We start from the raw sequence: 17,749 nt of genomic DNA, 5'->3' as shown, positions 1-17,749 counted from the left end.
GAGGCGGGGCTATACTGCCTGCCTGATCGATGGAGTTCTGGATTGAGCGTTGCGTTCACCAAGGAAGAAAGTGCCGAGACCGCGTCAGAAACGCTGTTGCCGGATCGTCCCATTTCGCCGCATCCCAACCTGGTGACCGAAGCAGGACGCAAGGCGCTGGAGCATGAGTTCCAGGCGGCGCGCGAGGCCTTTGAGGCCGCGCAACAGCTGGATGACGTCAACGAACGGCGGCGGCAGTCGGCGGTTCCGTTGCGCGACGTGCGCTATCTCACGGAGCGGCTCCGCACCGCGCAGGTCGTGCCTGACCCTGGTTCCACCGAAACCGTTGCCTTCGGCAGCACGGTGACGTTCAGCCGCGCCGATGGGCGGGTGCAGACCTATCGCATTGTCGGCGAGGACGAAGCCGATCCAAAGGCAGGCTCGACTTCCTTTGTCTCGCCGGTGGCGAGGTCGCTGATGGGCAAGGCCGTGGGCGACGTCGCAGGCGCCGGCGATCAGGAGCTGGAAATCGTCGCGATCGCTTAGATCACGCCGCCGGCAGGGCAAGCCGCTCGATGGTTTGAATATGCCGCGCCAGCAGGCTGCAGGCCTGTTCGATGTTGCGTGCGCGCAGCGCCTGCAGGATCACGCGATGATCCTGGCTCGGCCGCGGCCGCCAGCCGGCGTTGCGCGCCATCGCGAACACCAGCCGCGAATTCGCAAGCTGCAGGCCGTCGAGGCTGGCAAGCAGTCGCGGCATCGCGCACGGCGCCACCAAGGCGTGATGAAAGGCGCGATTGGCCATCTCGAAATCCTGCACCGTCTCGGCGTTGTCGCCTTCGATCATGGCGAGTTCGATCCGCGCCAGATGAGCCGATGTGAGCCTGGGGGCGGCATTGCGCAACGCGACCACTTCGAGCGCGGCGCGCATCTCGGCGATCTCCTTCACCGACCTCGTGTCGAGCGGCGCGACCCGCACCCCGCGACGGGGCACCGCAACGACGAGGTGCTGTGCCTCCAATTGCCTGAAGGCCTCGCGCACCGGCACGTGGCTCGAGTGGAATTCACGCGCGACATGGTCCTGCCGCAGCGGCGCGTCCGGCGGCAATTCGCCGCTGATGATGCGCTCGCCGATCGCCTCGGCGATGCGCCCCGCGGTGGTCGTGTTCTCACCTTCGGACGTCATAGATTATCTATCATAAAAATGGGTGCGCGTTCGTTCGGGCTCGGCTAGCATCGTTCTAAGCTCAAAGATCATAGATAATATGCCAGATTATCTATGATCCATAGCAAACGAGAAGGCAAGCCCTATGATTGATGTCGTGGAGATCGAACGGACCGACAGCCGCACCAGCGCAGCGCCCCGCAAGACCTGGGAGCGTGCCGAGGCTGAAGCGCTCTATAAGCTGCCGTTCGCGGACCTGATGTTTCAGGCGCAAAGCATTCATCGCGTCAACTTCGATCCGAACCGCGTCGAAACCGCGAGCCTGCTCAGCATCAAGACCGGCGGCTGCCCGGAAGACTGCGGCTACTGCTCGCAAAGCGCGCATTACGACACCGGCCTGAAGGCCACCCGCCTGATGCCTCGGGACGAAGTGGTCGCGGTCGCGCAGCGCGCCAAGGACGCCGGCGCCACCCGCTTCTGCATGGCCGCGGCCTGGCGCAGCCCGAAGGACCGCGATCTCGATCAGGTCTGCGACATGGTCAGCGCGGTGAAGGGTCTCGGCATGGAAACCTGCGTCACGCTCGGCATGCTGACGCCAAAGCAGGCCGAGCGTCTCTCCGACGCCGGGCTCGACTTCTACAACCACAACGTCGACACTTCGCCCGAGTTCTACGACAAGATCATCACCACCCGTACCCTGCAGGATCGCATCGATACGCTCGCGCATGTGCGCGACGCCGGCATCAAGGTCTGCTGCGGCGGCATTATCGGCATGGGTGAACAGGTCGATGACCGGCTCGGCATGCTGATGCTGCTTGCCAATCTCCCCAGCCCTCCGGAGAGCGTGCCGATCAATCTGTGGAACGAGGTCAAGGGCGTCCCGGTCAACGATACCGCGGAACGGCCCGATCCGATCGCGCTGGTGCGTCTGGTCGCCACCGCGCGGATCATGATGCCCAAGAGCGTGGTGCGGCTGTCGGCCGGACGGCAATACATGACCGACGAGCTGCAGGCGATGTGCTTCCTCGCCGGCGCGAATTCGATCTTCATCGGCGATGTGCTGCTGACCACCAGGAACCCGCAGCGCGATCGCGACGCCGATCTGCTGGACCGGCTCGGCATCAACTCCGCCCTCGCCTGAGCGCACCTCCGGCACGCGCGCGGCGGGATTCGCCGCGCGACCAACGACAAATCTGAGAGAGAAGCATGAGCGCAATCCATGCGGCCAAGGTCGCTGATTACGCCGCGGCCTTGCACGCCCTGAGCAAGGACGATCGGCTGCGCGGTCTCAAGCCGCGCGCGGGCATCGATTTCGTCTCGAACGACTATCTGGCGCTCGCGAGCGCGCCGCGCATCAGGCAGGCGGTCTCGGCCGCGCTCGAGGCCGGCACGCCGATCGGCGCCGGCGGGTCGCGGCTGTTGCGCGGCAATTGCGAGGAGCACGAACGGCTGGAGGCCGAAGCTGCCGCGTTCTTCAGAGCCGAGACAGCGCTGTTCTTCGGCGGCGGCTACGTCGCCAATTTCGCCGTGCTGACGACGCTGCCGCAGCGCGGCGACCTCCTGGTGCTCGATTCTCTCGTGCACGCCAGCATCCATGAAGGCGCGCGGGCCGGCCGGGCCGAATTCCGGATCAGCGCGCACAATGATCCCGGGTCGGTCGAAGACACCATTCGCGGCTGGCGCGCCGAGGGCGGCGCGGGCCGGGTCTGGATCGTGGTCGAAAGCGTCTACAGCATGGATGGCGACGTCGCGCCGCTCGACGACCTCGTCGCCATCGCCGACCGGCACGACGCGTTCCTGATGGTGGACGAGGCGCACGGCACCGGCGTCTATGGCGAGCAGGGGCGCGGGCTGACGGCGTGCTATGAGGGGCGCGAGAACCTCGTGATCGTTCACACCTGCGGCAAGGCGCTGGGCGCCGCCGGTGCGCTGGTCACGGTCTCGACGGTGCTGCGCGACTTCATGGTCAATCGCTGCCGCCCGTTCATCTTCGCCACCGCGCCGTCGCCGCTGGTGGCCGTTGCCGTGCGTGAGGCGTTGCTGATCCTGCAGCAGGAGCCCGAGCATCAGCAGCGCCTGGCAAAACTAATCGCGTTCACGCATCGCGAGCTCGACCTGCGCGGTTGGCGCTATCAGTCACGCTCGCAGATCGTGCCCTATATCGTCGGCGACAATGCGCGCGCGATGCAGCTGGCATCCGTGCTGCAGGCGCGCGGCTTCGATATCAGAGGCATCAGGCCGCCGACCGTGCCGGCGGGCACCGCGCGGTTGCGGATTGCGCTGACCCTCAATGTCGGCGAGAACGACGTGCGCGCGTTGCTTGATGCGCTGGTCGAGGAGACGAAAGGCTGGTCGCAATGACGAGCCGGATCGTGGTGACCGGCACCGATACCGGGATCGGGAAGACGGTGTTCTCCGCCGGCCTCGCCGGTTTCCTCGGCGCGCGCTACTGGAAGCCGGTTCAGGCCGGCATCGAGGAGGAAACCGATGCGCAACTGGTCGCACGGCTTGGCGGGCTCCCGGCGGATCGCATCGTGCCGGAGCGTTATCGGCTGCGAACGCCGGCGTCGCCACATCACTCCGCCGCACTCGACGGCGTGCGCATCGATCCGACCGCGCTCGGCGTGCCCGATGTCGGGGACCGGCCGCTGGTCATCGAGGGCGCCGGCGGGCTGATGGTGCCGCTCGACGGCAGCACACTCTATATCGACATCTTCGCGCGATGGCACCTTCCGGTCGTGCTCTGCGCCCGCACCGCGCTGGGCACCATCAATCACTCGCTGTTGTCGGTCGAGGCTTTGCGCAAGCGCGGGATCGACATTCTCGGGATCGCATTCATCGGCGACAGCAATCCCGAAAGCGAGCGCACGATTTGCGAGATCGGGCAGGTGCGCTGGCTGGGCCGGCTGCCCTGGCTTGCTCTGCTTGCGGCAGACACGCTGCAGGCAGCGTTCAAGGCGTCGTTCCGGCGGGAAGATTTCAATCCATGACATCCGCTCGGAAGTCGCCGATCTGGCATCCGTTCACCCAGCATGCGCTGCACGGCGAGATGACGAGGATCGTGCGGGGGGAGGGCGCCTATCTCTACACCGCGGATGATCGCCGTATCATCGATGCGATCGCATCCTGGTGGGTCGTGACCCACGGTCATTGCCATCCGCACATCGTGCGCGCGATCCAGGACCAGGCGGAGCAGCTCAACCAGATCATCTTCGCGGGCCATACCCACGATCCGGCCGAACAGGTTGCCGCGCAGCTCCTGAAGCTTGCGCCCGACGGGCTCGATTACGTGTTCTTCTCCGACTCTGGGTCGACCAGCGTGGAGGTGGCGCTGAAGATGGCGCTTGGCTACTGGCACAATATCGGCGCGCCGCGCACGCAGATCATCGTGATGGAGCATTCCTACCATGGCGACACGATCGGGACGATGTCGGTCGGCGCGCGCGGCGTCTTCAACAAGGCCTACGAGCCGCTGTTGTTCGACGTCGTGTCGATCCCGTTTCCGGCGCCAGGCCACGAACAGGAGACGCTCGACGCGCTCGAAGCCGCGTGCCGGACGGAAACCGCGGCAGCGTTCATTGTCGAACCGCTGATCCTGGGCGCGGGCGGGATGCTGATGTATCCGCCCTGGGTGCTGAAGGAAATGAAACGCGTCTGCGCAGCCTCAAACGTGCTCTTCATCGCCGACGAGGTCATGACCGGCTGGGGCCGCACCGGCACATTGTTCGCGTGCGAGCAGGCCGACATCGCGCCGGATATCGCCTGCTATTCGAAGGGCCTCACCGGCGGTTCGCTGCCGCTCGCGGTGACGCTCTGCCGGGCCGAGATCTACGACGCGCATTATTCCAGCGATCGCTCGCGCACCTTCTTCCATTCCAGTTCCTACACGGCGAATCCGATCGCCTGCGCCGCCGCAAAGGCAAACCTCGAGCTCTGGCAACACGGCACGGGCGTGCGCGTCGCCGCGGTGGCTGCGATGCAGGAGCGCCTGATCGCACCGTTCCGCGCCAATGCGCGTTTCCAGAACGTCCGTCGCACCGGGACCATCACCGCACTTGATCTGAAGGCAAGCGATGCAGGCTATCTCGCGGGCATCGGCCCAAAGCTTCAGGCCTTCTTCCAACGCCGCAATCTGCTGCTGCGGCCGCTCGGCAACACAATCTACGTCATGCCGCCCTACTGCGTCACGGAGGCGGACCTCGCGGAGATCTACGACGGGATCAGGTGTGCGGCTGACGAACTGGCTTGACGACGCGCTTCGTGCCCGAAAGTCCAGGATTAATGAGCCGCGTGCTGTTGTGCCCGCGACGGGGTCTCATACGAAATCGGCGTGCCCTTGCAGGCACGCCGATGAACTCGATCATGAGTGTTGGTGCGGCGCCGGCCGCGGCCTCGCAGCAGGATGAGGCCGCGGCGCCGGCCGTGACACCTGCGGTGGCGCGGGCCGATGCACAACCGCTTGCGCGACGCGCGGTGCCGGCGGATGTTCGACCGCGCGTGTCTGCGGCGGGGCATGCTGCACGAGTTGCGGTCTTGACGCTGGCGGAGCCACGTGCGGCGCCGGTGCGGGATGTGTGCCAGCGCCGGGGAGAGCGTGCGCAGTCGGCAGGGCGTGTCCCGGCGGCAAAGTGTTCCCCGTCGGTAGAGCGTGTCCGGCCGGCGAAGCATTTGCTGTCGGCAGAGCGTGTCCTGGCGGCGGAGCATTCCCCGTCGGGAGAGCATGTCCCGTTGGCAAGGCGTGCTCGGCCGTGGGTTGCGCATGTCGGGGCGGCGGGGCCGCGATCGGCTTGCCCGGGCGCGCGGCCACCACGCCGGCACCGCTGAACCGTGCTGCGTGCGCGGTCGCGGCGACGGCAGGATGACCGTGGTTGTTGGCGAGCGTCAGCGCCGGATTCTTCATCGCCGCTTCCGCGTGTCGCGTCTGTTCGCCGGTCGCAGCCACGTGGTGCTCGCCCTGGGCGGCAAGCTGCTGCGGCGTCGGCCTCACCGTGGTGCCGCCGGTGCCGCCGTTGTAGCTGACGTTGGTCGTGTTGTTGACGACGGTCTTGTTGTAGACGTTGGTGACCGAGACGTTCGAGATGTTGTTGACGGAGCTGTTGTAGAAGAAGCTGCCGCCGCGCCAGTAGCCGCCCTCATAGCCGACGCCGGTGTAGCCGAAGCCATACGAGATGCCGCCGTAGAAGCCGACCGTCGCGCCCCAATATCCGGCGTGGAAGGCGTAGGCGCCATCGCTCCAGCCCCAATAGCCGGGCGTCCACAGCAATTCAGGCGCCGGCGGAAGCACCCATGTGCCGGGCACCCAGTAGTAACCGGTGTCGTCGCTCCATGCCCAATAGCCCGGCGTCCAGATGTAGCCGGGCGCGGGGATCGGCGGCTGGACATAGACCGGCAATGGCGGCGGCGCCGCACTGACGGTGATGCCGATGGCAAGCTGCGCGCGCGCTGGCGCGGGCGGTGAGAGACAGCAGAGGCTGAGAGCCAAGGCGAAAGGCAGTCCGGCGATGCGGCGCATGGCACATACTCCAATCTTCTTCCCCCAGCGTTGGAGTCGAATAGTGGCGGCGACATGAACCCGTTGTGAATGTTTGTGCTGACACCGTGATTTCGAGATCGCGCGACGGCGGGATCGTTAACGACGGCGAATGCAAGTCAGCTCGGTGTCAGGATGGAACGTGATCGTGCGGTCGCGTCAGCTTCATCACTGCGCCAAATAGTCGAATTTTCGATTTGAATTGGACGACGACCCCCTGCGCGTCATCAATCGGTGCCCGGAGCATCCGGCTGCCAAAGGCCGGGCAGGGAGGTTTGGCATGGCGCGATCCGCCGACATCGACATCAACGCGGGCGCGCGCCTCGACAGGTTGCCGATCTGCGGATTCCACTGGCGCATCCTGGCCCTGATCGGGGCCGGCATGTTCCTCGACGCGTTCGATATCTATCTGGCCGGCGGCGTGCTGGGCGCCGTGCTCAAGGAAGGCTGGTCGACGCTCGAGCTCAACGCCGCATTCGTCTCCGCGACTTTCGTCGGGATGACGATCGGCGCGTGGTGTTCCGGCATCCTTGGCGACCGCTTCGGTCGCCGCTTCTCCTACCAGATGAACCTCGCGATCTTTGGCCTCGCCTCGATTGCCGCGGCCTTTGCGCCGAACATGATCGTCCTGATCGGCCTGCGTTTCATCATCGGCATTGGCCTCGGTGCGGAGATCGTGGTCGGCTATGCGACCTTGACGGAATTCGTGCCGGCTTCCTCGCGTGGGCGCTGGATCGGGCTGCTCGCAGTGATCACCAATTTCTCGCTATTCGTATCCTCCATGGTCGGCCTGTGGGTGATCCCGACGTTTGGATGGCGCTACATGTTCGGCCTTGTCGGTTGCCTCGCGATGATCGTCTGGTTTCTGCGCAAGTCGATGCCGGAATCGCCGCGCTGGCTCGCCGCCAACGGACGTGCCGATGCAGCCGAGAAGATCCTGTCGGCGATCGAAGCGGAGGCCGCGCGCAAGGCGGTACTGCCTGCAGTTGCTGCCCGCGCGCCGGCGCAGGAGTCTCCCGGCGCGGTCTGGCGTCTGTTCCAGCCGCCCTATCTCGCGCGCACGCTGCTCGGCAGCTTGTTGCACATCGTCGTCGGCTTCAGCCTGTACGGGTTCATCGGCTGGCTGCCGACCTTCATGGTCAAGGGCGGCCATAGCGTGGTTTCCTCGCTCGGCTATACCACGGTGATGGCGCTGGGCGGCCCGGTCGGATCGCTGATCGGGCTCGTGCTGGCCGACCGGCTGGGACGCAGGCTCTCGATCGTCTGCTCGTCGATTGCGGCAGCCGTGCTCGGGATCGCCTATCCCTATATGCCGGATGGCGTTGCGCTCGCGGCCGTGGGCTTCCTGCTCATCACCGCGATCTACGTGATGCTGGCGACCGGGTTCGCGATGCACGTCCCCGAACTGTTCCCGACGCGGTATCGGCTTCGCGGCACGGCGATCTGCGCCACGTCCGGACGCATCGCGACCGCGCTGGTTCAATACGTCGTGGTTGCAATCTTCGCCTGGCAAGGACCGACCGGCGTGCTGACGACCCTGGCCGGCATCCTCATCTTCCAGGCCGTGGTCTTCCTCGTGTTCGGTTTCGAAACCAAGGGACGATCGCTGGAGGACGCGTCGGCGGTTACGGACCTCGAGGCGGGAGGGCGGTCGTCGATGGCGCGGAGGCCGGCGGACCTCGGCGCCTAGTTCAGGTCGGAGCAGGCCGTCCTGATCCGGTCGCGGAGCCAGCCATTGGCATTGCTCTGATCGTATCTGCGGTGCCAGTACAACATCCAGTCGAACGGCGCGGACTCGAAGGGCAGTTCTTCCATCCTCAGATCATCGTCCATCAGCACGGTCGCGAGGTGCCTCGGCATCACCGCGAGCAGATCGGTCTTCTTCAAGACGTGGGGCACGACCAGCCAATGCGGCACGTTCAGGGCAATGCGTCGTCGATGGCCGCGTTCGGCGAGCACGTCGTCGACGAAGCGAAGATCGGTCGGGCTCATCGAGACCTTCATGTGCTCCTGCGCGATGAAGCGCTCGAAGGTCAGCCGGGCGCGCTTGATCTGGTGCCCGCGTCGCATCAGGCAGACCATGCGGTCGCGCAGCAGCGTCTCGGAACGGATCGATGCGGAATGTTCGAGCCCCATGCTCACCGCGACGTCGATCTCGTCCCGCTCCAGCGCATCGATCGTCAGGGCGGGCGGCAGATGGATCGTGTTGTAGGAGATCCGCCCCTCCGGCGGCCGCGCTGCGGCGAGTCGCGGCAGCAGCAGGCAGGCGAGAATGTCCGACATCCTGATCGTGAAGGTGCGTTCCGTCCGGCCTGGATCGAAGCCGGCGTCGCTCGCCATCACGCGCTCGACCTGGCGCAGGACCTGGCGCAGCGGCTCCGCCAGTTCGGTGGCGCGGGGCGTCGGCTTCATCCCGGTCGTGGTCCGCACCAGGAGTTCGTCCTTGAACATCGCGCGCAGCCGGTTGAGCGCATTGCTCATCGCCGGCTGACTGAGGCCGACGCGATCCGCCGCTTTGGTGACGTGACGCTCGGTCAGCAGTGCGTCCAGCGCGACGAGCAGGTTGAGGTCGATGGACCGAAGGTTCATGCGATCATTCATATCGTGAATGACGGGAGATCACAAATCCATTTCATCCATGATGGTGCAGGGCGTATCAATCGATCAGAACCAAGGAGGCATCAATGAGCTTCGAGACGATCAAGCGCGACGTGAAGATCTGCATGTTCGACCAGTACGGCACGGTCGTCGACATGCAGGGGGGCCTGACCAGGATCGCGGCGCCGTTCCTCGAGAAGAAGGGCTGGAAGGGCAATCCGAATTCCTTCGTCACGTGGTGGCGTCGCACGCATTTCGAGAATTCGATGATCGATGCGTTGCTGCATCGCGAGCACACGCCCTATCGCGAGATTGGGCACCGCGCGGTTGCCCACGTCATGGACCGCGCGAAGATCGACTACACGATGGACGATGTGCGCACCCTCGTGGGCGAGATCGAGAAGCTGGTGCCGTTTCCGGAGGTGCCGGACGCGCTGGTGCGGCTGCAACGCAAGTACAAGCTCGTCGTGCTCTCGAACGGCGATCCGGACATGCTCGAGACCGCGAAGCAGTACCACAAGGTCCCGTTCGATCGCGTGATCTCGGTGGCCGAAGCCAATTCGTTCAAGCCGCATGTCGCGACCTATACGAAAGCGGCCGAGATCATGGGCGTGAAGCCCGCGCAGGTGCTGTTCGTGGCCAATCATGCCTTCGATTGCATCGGCGCCAAGTCCGCCGGCATGCGGACGGCCTTCATCGACCGGCGCAGCCGCCCGTTCGGGATCACGCCGCACCAGCCCGACATCCTGGTGCCGTCGATGAAGGACCTCGCCGATGCGATCGTCTGATCGCGAGCCGCTGTCGGGCATCAGGGTTCTCGATCTCTGCCGGGTGGTCTCCGGCCCGTTTGCCACGATGCAGCTCGGCGATCTCGGCGCCGACATCGTCAAGATCGAGGATCCCGGGCAAGGCGATGAAAGCCGCCGCTACGGCCCGCCCTTCATCGGCGGCGAGAGTGCGTATTTCCTGTCGGTGAACCGCAACAAGCGAAGTTGCGCCATCGATCTGAAGTCGCCAGCGGGGCGCGACGCGGTGCTCGATCTTGCATCCGTCGCCGATGTCGTCATCGAGAACTTCCGTCCCGGTACCCTGGACAAATGGGGGCTCGGATTCGACGCGCTGAGGGCCCGCAAGGGCGACATCATCCTGTGCAGCATCTCGGGGTTCGGCCGCACCGGCGCCGACGCGGCGCGGCCCGGCTACGATCTGATCCTGCAGGGCGAATCCGGCGTGATGGACATTACCGGCGATCCGGACGGACCGCCGACCAAGGTCGGCACGTCGATCGCCGACCTCGTCACGGGCCTCTATGCGTCGCATTCGGTGCTGGCTGCCCTGATGCGGAAGAGCCGCACCGGCGAGGGCGGCCGGGTCGACGTCTCCATGCTCGACGCCATGGCATCGCTGCTGACATTCAACGCCGGCATGTACTTCGCCTCGGGACAAAGCCCGAAGCGCCGCGGCAATGTCCATCCGACCATCAGCCCGTATGAACCGTTCGAAACCAGCGATGGCTGGATCAATGTCGGGGTCGCGAACGACAAGTTCTGGGCGGCGTTTTGCGGCGTCGTCGGCCGCCCGGAGCTGCGCGAGGACGTCCGCTTCGCAACCGCTCCGAAGCGCGCGGCGAGCCGCAACGAGCTCGTCGCGATCCTTTCGCCGATCTTCGCCCGGCGAAGTCGCGCCGACTGGCTGCAGGCGCTCGGCGCGGCGGGCATTCCGTGCGGCGCGATCAAGTCGGTCGGCGAGGTCTGCGAAACGCCGCAGCTCACGCAGCGGGGAATGGTCCAGACCATCAGCCATCCGGCCGCGGGAGATGTGAAGTTCATCGCGAGGCCGACGCGGTTCGGCGACGAACCGCCGGCACCTTCGACGCCGCCGCCGATGCTCGGCGAACACACGAGCGAAGTGTTTGCGGAATGGCTCGGCTGGAGCGACGATCAGCTCGGGAGATTTGCCGACGAGGGCGCGTTCGGACGGGGTACTAGGATTGCCAGGATCGATATCCGGTTTCATACTCTGGCATAGGCCGGAGCCGGCCAGCTCACCTGACGGCGCGGCCAGCCCGGAGAATGCAAGAGTCGATACCGGGTTACTGAGCGGCGGAGAGACGGCGATGTCGTTTCGTCTCGCATTTGCCTTTGTGTCGATAGCGGCGCTGCTGGTTGATCCGACTGACGCCGTGTCGCAGGACATGCTGCGGAGTGTCGACCTCAACAGTCCGGAAATGACGACGTCGGAGATGACGCGCGCCGAGCTCGACGCGCTTCTCAAGTCGGTCGCTCAAGGGGACGGACGCGCTGCAGATTTGGATGGAAAGCGACTGTCGCAGCTCGATCTCTCGGGCCTCGACTTCTCCGGCGGCAACCTCCATCTCGTAAAGCTCAACCGGACCAATCTGAAAGGCGCCCGGTTCGATCGGGCCATCTTGAACCAGGCCTGGCTGATCGACGCGGACTTGACGGGGGCGTCCCTCGTCAAGGCATCGCTGCTCGGCACGCAGATGCAACGCGCCAAGCTTGGCGGCGCCGATTTGAGCGGCGCCCGGATAACCGCCGATCTTTCCGGTGCCAGCCTGACCGGGGCCAGGCTTGCGGGCGCCGATCTGAGCGCCGATATGCGCAACCAATCGATGGGCCTGATGCGTGGCGTGCTCAAATCCGCCGATCTGCGGAATGCGGATCTCAGCGGCGCCAATCTCTCGCGCGCCGATCTCGAATTCGCGCAACTGCAGAGCGCCAATCTGGCGAACTGCAGCCTCTACAGAGCTGACCTCGCGGGAGCCGACCTGTCCGACGCCAATGTCGCCGGCGCAGATTTCACCGAGGCGGACCTTGCGTCGGCCCTCTTGCCGGGCGCGGCCGCGCTGGCCGAGGCCCGCAATCTGGACAAGGCCCGGAACTTGAACCTGGCGCGGCGTCCCCATTAGGGATCGAATTGCAGTGTCTTGCGACAAGACCTATGTTCTGTCGTGAGAACCATGCAGCCGCTCATCGTGCGGCGGGCAGGACCACGGTGGATGGTTGCATGTCGTACCGGAGGTGACGTCATGACCATTTCTCCCAAACTGCACAACTATCTCGCTGCAGAAAACATCGAGTACGACGAAATCCCGCACGTCCTGACGATGTCGTCCGCCCTTACCGCCCAGGCTTGTCACGTCTCGGGCGATCGTTTGGCCAAGGCCATTGTGTTGCGCCGCAACGACGGGTACCTGCTCGCCGTGCTGCCGGCATCGCATCACCTCAGGCTGGCGGATCTCAGGGCGAGATTCGGTGACGATATCGCTATGGCGGCTGAAAGCGAGATCGATCGGCTGTTCACGGACTGTGCGCATGGGGCGGTTCCCGCCGCCGGCAGCTGCTACGGGCTCGACGTCATCGTTGATGACAGCATCCGGATGCAGCCCGAGATTTATATCGAAGCTGGCGATCATGAGACGTTGCTTCATCTCGGTCGTGCGCAATTCGCTCGCCTGACCGCCGGTTCTCTGCACGGCTGCTTCAGTGTGCACGACTGAGGCGGCGTGACAGCGGGACCATCTGTCGGTGCGTCCCGAGCAGAGCATGATCCGGATGGGTGCGAAGCGGCTCTCTCGCGCGGCAAAGGCGGCATGCGTTTGCGCGGAGATCATGCTCAAGCAAGGGGCTGATGCGCGATGACGGTTCGACCCGGTTTCATCGCGCCCTAAGGCGCAGCACGCATGCAGTCGCGCCAGCTCTGTTGTATAGTTGCGAGCGAGGGGGCTGCTGCCTTGGACGGGAGGTCCTCCATGAAAGTCAAGGACGTAATGCACAAGGGCGTCGATTGGGTAAGCCCCGACACTCCAATCACCGAAATCGCGAAATTGATGCAAGGCCACGACATCGGCTGCATTCCGATCGGGCAAGACGATCGTCTGATCGGGATGGTGACGGATCGCGACCTCGTCTGCAAAGGTCTCGCGAGCAAGGACTTCAACTCTGCGCGTACCACGGCGCGGGATGTGATGACCGAAGGCATCCACTGCTGCCGGGAAGACGACGATCTGACGAAAGCGGTGCACCACATGGAAACGCTGAAGGTCCGCAGGCTGCCTGTCATCAACAAGAGCAAACGGATGGTCGGCATGGTCAGCCTGGGGGATATAGGCCACTTTGCCGGTGCCGATCTCGTGTCCCAATGCATGAAGAGCGTGTCTGCTCATCATTGAAGCGAGGCCGGTCTGCGGGAATCCGGCAGACCGGCCAGTCTCATGATCAACCGGGAAGGCAACCGGCGCCGGCTGTCTCACAGGCACCGGCCCGAAGCTGGACGGCGATCGACGCAGTTCGCTCTCCATCCGATCTGTCGAGCGGCGGATCGCGCGACGATCCGCCCGACGTCGCGATATCGCCCGGGCAATCAACCCAGGTGATGAACCTTCTGCAAGCCGTAGACCGGGGTCGGGATGCCCTCCATCCGCGCCTTTAGTTGCAGCGCGAGATATTGGGAGTAATGCCGCGACTGGTGCAGGTTGCCGCCGTGGAACCAAAGCGCTGGCTGCTGGGTCGGCTTCCACATGTTGCGCTGCTCGCCCTCCCACGGGCCAGGATCCTTGGTGGTCTCGGATCCGAGGCCCCAGACCTTGCCGACCTTGTCGGCGACGTCCCTCGAGATCAGGTCGGCGGCCCAGCCGTTCATCGAGCCATAGCCGGTGGCATAGACGACGAGATCTGCGGGGAGTTCGGTGCCGTCCACGAACCTGACGCCGGTTTCGGTCAGCTCCTGCACCGCCGCGCCCCTGCCGCTCTTGAGCTTGATCGAACCGTCGATCACGAGATCGCAGGCGCCGACGTCGATGTAGTAGCCCGAGCCGCGACGCAGGTACTTCATGAACAGGCCGGAGCCGTCGTCGCCCCAGTCATGCATGAAGCCGACTTTCTCCAGCGCGGCGTAGAAATCCTTATCGCGCTCGCGCATCTGTTCATAGAGCGGGATCTGGAATTCATGCATGATCTTGTAGGGCAGCGACGCGAAGATCAGGTCGGCCTTGCGCGTGGTCATCCCGCTCGCGACCGCCTGCTCCGAATAAAGCGCGCCGAGCCCGATATCCATCAGCGTGTCGGACTTCACGATATGCGTGGATGAGCGCTGCACCATGGTGACGTCGGCACCGCCTTCCCACAGCGCAGCGCAAATGTCGTGGGCGGAGTTGTTGGAGCCGATCACCACCACCTTCTTGCCGCGATATTTCTCCGGCCCCGGGTGGGTCGAGGAATGCTGCTGCTCACCCTTGAAGATGTCCTGCCCCTTGTAGGTGGGCCAGTTCGCCTTGCCCGACATGCCGGTCGCCAGCACGAGCTGCTTCGGCTTCAGCGTGATCTCCTTGCCGTCGCGCTCGACCACGACAGTCCATTCCCCGGCCTTCTCGTCATACCTGGCCGACTTCGCCGTGGTCGAGCTCCAGTAGTTGAGCTCCATCACTTTCGTGTACATCTCCAGCCAGTCGCCGATCTTGTCCTTCGGCGCGAACACCGGCCAGTTCTTCGGGAAGTCGATATAGGGCAGATGGTCGTACCAGACCGGATCGTGCAGGCAGAGCGACTTGTATCGCTTGCGCCAGGAATCGCCGGCGCGTTCGTTCTTCTCGATGATGATGGTCGGTACATTCAGTTGCCGCAGCCGCGCGCCAAGCGCGATGCCGCCCTGGCCACCGCCGATGATCAGCGCATAGGGTTGTTTTGCATGACCCAGTTCGGTGATTTCCTGGTCACGTTCCTCGCGCCAGCTCTTGCGGTCCTTGCGATGGCCGTGCTTGGCGCCGAGCGGACGGGTGAAGCCGGATTTCTCCTCATGTCCCTTGAGCTCGGCCATGGTGGTGAGCAAGGTCCAGATGCGTCCATCCTTCATGCGCAGGTGACCATAGCCGCGCGCGACATCGGTCTCGAACTCGATCCAGCTCTCGATGATGCCGCCGGCCTCGCTCGCAGCTTCGCCATCGGCAATGCGCCATCCCGACGGCTTGCTGTCCGCAAGCCGCGCCTTCAGCATGTCGCGGATCTGATCCTTGCCTTCCATGGTTTTGATGTTCCAGGTGAAGGTGACCAGATCGCGCCAGTAGCAATCGGTCTGGAACAGCGCGATCGCGCGTTCGATGTCACCCGACGACAACGCGGCGTTGAACTCGTCGAGCAGCGCGGTGATCTTTCCGTCCGGGGCCTTCGTGAGCATGCTTCATTCTCCCATATGCCGGCGTCGATCGCCTTTGCGTCGTGGGTCCGGCGCGTTCGTTAGCGAGGTCGAATCTTGCCTCGATAACCATGTTAGCAAGCCTCGTGCCACCGCGGCGCATCTCGAAAAACGCTCGGCATTTCCTCGCGTTAACTGCCGGCGCCAGGCCGCCTCACTTGTTGCGCCATGCAACAGGTGTTGCACGCAACAAACTTGATCGGCGGCACAATCCGAGTGACACTCGAAGCAACAGCGTGCGAGGAAACATCCAGGAGCATCAGCCGTGACGACGGAGCGGGCTGCGCACATCGACGAGCTGGTTCGCGTTGCGGTCGGCCAGACCAGCGCGCGTGATGCAATCATCCATCAGTCGTGGGTACGATGCGTCTCCGAACACAAGCTCGATCCGTTGGTGCTGCGCGACGCTCATATCGTGACGTCCGGGCGGCTGCGCGAGCACCGCGACGCCATGGACGAATTCCTCCACACGGCGCGCTTCGGCGTCGAGATGCTGTATCGTCAGATCGCCGGGCTCGGCTATGTGCTGCTGCTCACCGATGCCAGGGGCATCACGGTGGATTTCATCGGCGATCCGACGTTCAACAACACGCTTCGCAAGGCCGGCCTCTATCTCGGCGCCGACTGGAACGAGCCGCATGCCGGCACTTGCGCCGTCGGCACCTGCATCGCGACCGAAGAAGCCCTGACGGTGCATCAATCCGACCATTTCGACGCCACCCATATTCCGCTGACCTGCACGGCAGCGCCGGTCTTCGACCCCAGCGGCAAGCTCGCTGCGGTCTTGGATATCTCCGCGCTGCGCTCGCCGGAACCGAAAGCCAGCCAGTTCCTGGCGCTGCAACTGGTCAAGTCGTTCGCTCACAAGATCGAGAATGCGAACCTGCTGAACCGTTTCCGCCAGGAATGGATCATCAAGCTGTCCGGCTCCGCGGAATTCGCCGATGTCGATCCGGATTATGTGATGGCCGTCGATAGCGGCGGCCGCATCATCGGCTTCAACAATCGCGCAAGGCAGCTGCTCGCCCGCGAACTGGCCAAGCGTCCGGACCTTCGCCTGCGGGCCGATGGCTTCGGCGTGTCCGACATCTTCGAATGCTCCGTCGACGATCTGCCGCGCTTCGCCCATTCGCGCCCCACCGGTCAGCGCACGCTGCGGCTTGCCAACAGCGGCGCGACGCTGTTCGCGCAGACCCTGCCGCCCCCGAACAAGCTGGCGGCGCCGGCCTCCTCCCGCAGCGAGTCGGCGCTTCCGGCGCCGCTGCGCAACCTGTTCCGCGGCGATCCCGCCATGCATCACGTGGTGACGCGCGCCGCCAAGCTCATCAATACCCAGATGGGCCTGCTGATCACCGGCGAAACCGGCACCGGCAAGGAGCACCTGACGAAGGCGCTGCATTCGGTCAGCGCGCGGGCGGGCAGACCTTTCGTCGCGGTCAATTGTGCCGCGCTGCCGGAAAGCCTGATCGAGAGTGAGCTGTTTGGCCACGAGGCGGGCGCCTTCACCGGTGCGGCGGCCAAGGGCAAGAAGGGTCTCGTGCTCGAGGCCGACGGCGGCACCCTGTTCCTTGACGAGATCGGCGACATGCCGATCTCGTCGCAGACGCGACTGTTGCGCGTGCTCGCCGAGCGCGAGGTGACGCCGGTCGGCCGCACCCGGCCGGTCCCCCTCAATGTCCGCGTCATCGCTGCCACCCATCGCGACCTCGTCGCGCTGGTCAGGGCGGGGCAGTTCCGCGAGGATCTCTATTTCCGCCTCAACGGCGCGGTGCTCGCGCTGCCTCCGCTGCGTCAGCGCACCGATATCGAGTGGCTGATCGATCAATCCCTGCATCGGCTTTCGACGGAGCACAAGGCCAACTATGCGCTGACGGCAAGCGCGCGCAGCGCGTTGCTCAAGTACCAATGGCCTGGCAACATCCGCGAACTGATCAACGCGCTCGATCATGGCTGCGCGCTGTCGAATGACGGCACGATCGATCTTGCCGATCTGCCGGACCGGATCGCTCGGCCTTTGCGTGAGGATATCTCCGGAAAGCCGGTAGCAGGCGGAGCGGCGACCTCGCGGCAAGCCGATGCGCTACTGACGGCGTTGCGCAATAATCGCTGGAACGTCTCGCGGGTGGCGCGCGAACGCGGCGTCGATCGCTCGACCATCCACCGCCAGATTCTCCGCTTCGGCATCACGATGCCGAAAGACCTGACCTGAGCTCAGTCGCCGCCCGCCGTCGCTGACCGCCCTGGTCAGATACGACATCGCTGCCGAA

At 64.8% G+C, this 17,749-nt stretch carries 16 protein-coding genes; 12 read left to right on the top strand and 4 right to left on the bottom strand.

The genetic code is table 11. From position 1 onward, the window contains the following. The first annotated feature begins 42 nt into the window (after positions 1 to 42). Positions 43 to 525: a transcription elongation factor GreA gene (greA, locus tag E2I15_RS29210; RefSeq protein WP_137478481.1), complete on the top strand. Its 483-nt coding sequence runs from the start codon at positions 43 to 45 to the stop codon at positions 523 to 525. Between the two features lies 1 nt (position 526). Here greA and E2I15_RS29205 read toward each other — a convergent pair whose 3' ends face one another. Then, the gene (locus E2I15_RS29205) at positions 527 to 1,165 is read right to left on the bottom strand and encodes a GntR family transcriptional regulator (protein ID WP_137478482.1); all 639 of its coding nucleotides are present in this window, start codon (positions 1,163 to 1,165) and stop codon (positions 527 to 529) included. A gap of 124 nt (positions 1,166 to 1,289) precedes the next feature. Between E2I15_RS29205 and bioB the strand changes: the two genes are divergently transcribed. The 4 genes from bioB to E2I15_RS29185 all read left to right on the top strand — a co-directional run bounded on the left by bioB (position 1,290) and on the right by E2I15_RS29185 (position 5,393). After that, complete coding sequence (gene bioB, locus E2I15_RS29200) at positions 1,290 to 2,285, top strand: biotin synthase BioB (protein WP_137478483.1); 996 nt, start codon at positions 1,290 to 1,292, stop codon at positions 2,283 to 2,285. 65 nt (positions 2,286 to 2,350) lie between these two features. Next, entirely contained in the window at positions 2,351 to 3,505 is a 1,155-nt protein-coding gene (locus tag E2I15_RS29195; RefSeq protein WP_137478484.1) for an 8-amino-7-oxononanoate synthase, read from the top strand. Then, positions 3,502 to 4,134, top strand: coding sequence for a dethiobiotin synthase (gene bioD / locus E2I15_RS29190; protein WP_137478485.1), 633 nt, complete (start codon positions 3,502 to 3,504; stop codon positions 4,132 to 4,134). The genes E2I15_RS29195 and bioD overlap by 4 nt, the downstream gene beginning before the upstream one ends. Continuing rightward, positions 4,131 to 5,393: an adenosylmethionine--8-amino-7-oxononanoate transaminase gene (locus tag E2I15_RS29185; RefSeq protein ID WP_137478486.1), complete on the top strand. Its 1,263-nt coding sequence runs from the start codon at positions 4,131 to 4,133 to the stop codon at positions 5,391 to 5,393. Before bioD ends, E2I15_RS29185 begins: the two co-directional genes overlap by 4 nt. Positions 5,394 to 5,504: 111 nt before the next feature. On the opposite strand, the gene E2I15_RS29180 is transcribed toward E2I15_RS29185, so the two are convergent. Continuing rightward, positions 5,505 to 6,656: a YXWGXW repeat-containing protein gene (locus E2I15_RS29180; RefSeq protein WP_137478487.1), complete on the bottom strand. Its 1,152-nt coding sequence runs from the start codon at positions 6,654 to 6,656 to the stop codon at positions 5,505 to 5,507. A gap of 298 nt (positions 6,657 to 6,954) precedes the next feature. Here E2I15_RS29180 and E2I15_RS29175 point away from each other — a divergent pair, with 298 nt between their 5' ends. Then, positions 6,955 to 8,364, top strand: coding sequence for an MFS transporter (locus E2I15_RS29175; RefSeq protein ID WP_137478488.1), 1,410 nt, complete (start codon positions 6,955 to 6,957; stop codon positions 8,362 to 8,364). On the opposite strand, the gene E2I15_RS29170 is transcribed toward E2I15_RS29175, so the two are convergent. Then, entirely contained in the window at positions 8,361 to 9,263 is a 903-nt protein-coding gene (locus E2I15_RS29170) for a LysR family transcriptional regulator (RefSeq protein WP_137478489.1), read from the bottom strand. The two genes, E2I15_RS29175 and E2I15_RS29170, sit on opposite strands and share 4 nt — an antisense overlap. A gap of 95 nt (positions 9,264 to 9,358) precedes the next feature. On the opposite strand from E2I15_RS29170, the gene E2I15_RS29165 reads away from it, so the two are divergent. The 5 genes from E2I15_RS29165 (at position 9,359) to E2I15_RS29145 (ending at position 13,464) form a co-directional block, all read left to right on the top strand. Next, a complete protein-coding gene (locus E2I15_RS29165) occupies positions 9,359 to 10,060 on the top strand; it encodes a haloacid dehalogenase type II (protein WP_137478490.1) in 702 nt (233 codons plus the stop codon). Beyond that, positions 10,047 to 11,300: a CaiB/BaiF CoA transferase family protein gene (locus E2I15_RS29160; protein WP_137478491.1), complete on the top strand. Its 1,254-nt coding sequence runs from the start codon at positions 10,047 to 10,049 to the stop codon at positions 11,298 to 11,300. The genes E2I15_RS29165 and E2I15_RS29160 overlap by 14 nt, the downstream gene beginning before the upstream one ends. Positions 11,301 to 11,388: 88 nt before the next feature. Beyond that, complete coding sequence (locus E2I15_RS29155) at positions 11,389 to 12,201, top strand: pentapeptide repeat-containing protein (protein ID WP_137478529.1); 813 nt, start codon at positions 11,389 to 11,391, stop codon at positions 12,199 to 12,201. Positions 12,202 to 12,321: 120 nt separating this feature from the next. Then, complete coding sequence (locus E2I15_RS29150) at positions 12,322 to 12,792, top strand: aminoacyl-tRNA deacylase (protein WP_170991477.1); 471 nt, start codon at positions 12,322 to 12,324, stop codon at positions 12,790 to 12,792. 252 nt (positions 12,793 to 13,044) lie between these two features. Next, complete coding sequence (locus tag E2I15_RS29145) at positions 13,045 to 13,464, top strand: CBS domain-containing protein (protein WP_026192013.1); 420 nt, start codon at positions 13,045 to 13,047, stop codon at positions 13,462 to 13,464. A gap of 191 nt (positions 13,465 to 13,655) precedes the next feature. Here the strand turns inward: E2I15_RS29145 and E2I15_RS29140 are convergent, their stop codons facing one another. After that, positions 13,656 to 15,464, bottom strand: coding sequence for an NAD(P)/FAD-dependent oxidoreductase (locus E2I15_RS29140; protein WP_137478492.1), 1,809 nt, complete (start codon positions 15,462 to 15,464; stop codon positions 13,656 to 13,658). A gap of 283 nt (positions 15,465 to 15,747) precedes the next feature. Between E2I15_RS29140 and E2I15_RS29135 the strand changes: the two genes are divergently transcribed. Then, a complete protein-coding gene (locus E2I15_RS29135; protein ID WP_137478493.1) occupies positions 15,748 to 17,691 on the top strand; it encodes a sigma-54-dependent Fis family transcriptional regulator in 1,944 nt (647 codons plus the stop codon). Positions 17,692 to 17,749 lie beyond the last annotated feature (58 nt).

Origin of the sequence: Bradyrhizobium sp. BR2003 (genome assembly GCF_009720285.1) — a bacterium.
GTDB classification, from domain to species: Bacteria; Pseudomonadota; Alphaproteobacteria; order Rhizobiales; family Xanthobacteraceae; genus Bradyrhizobium; species Bradyrhizobium elkanii.
Note: the sequence above shows the minus strand (reverse complement) of the source record. Positions and strands in the feature narration are given on the sequence as shown.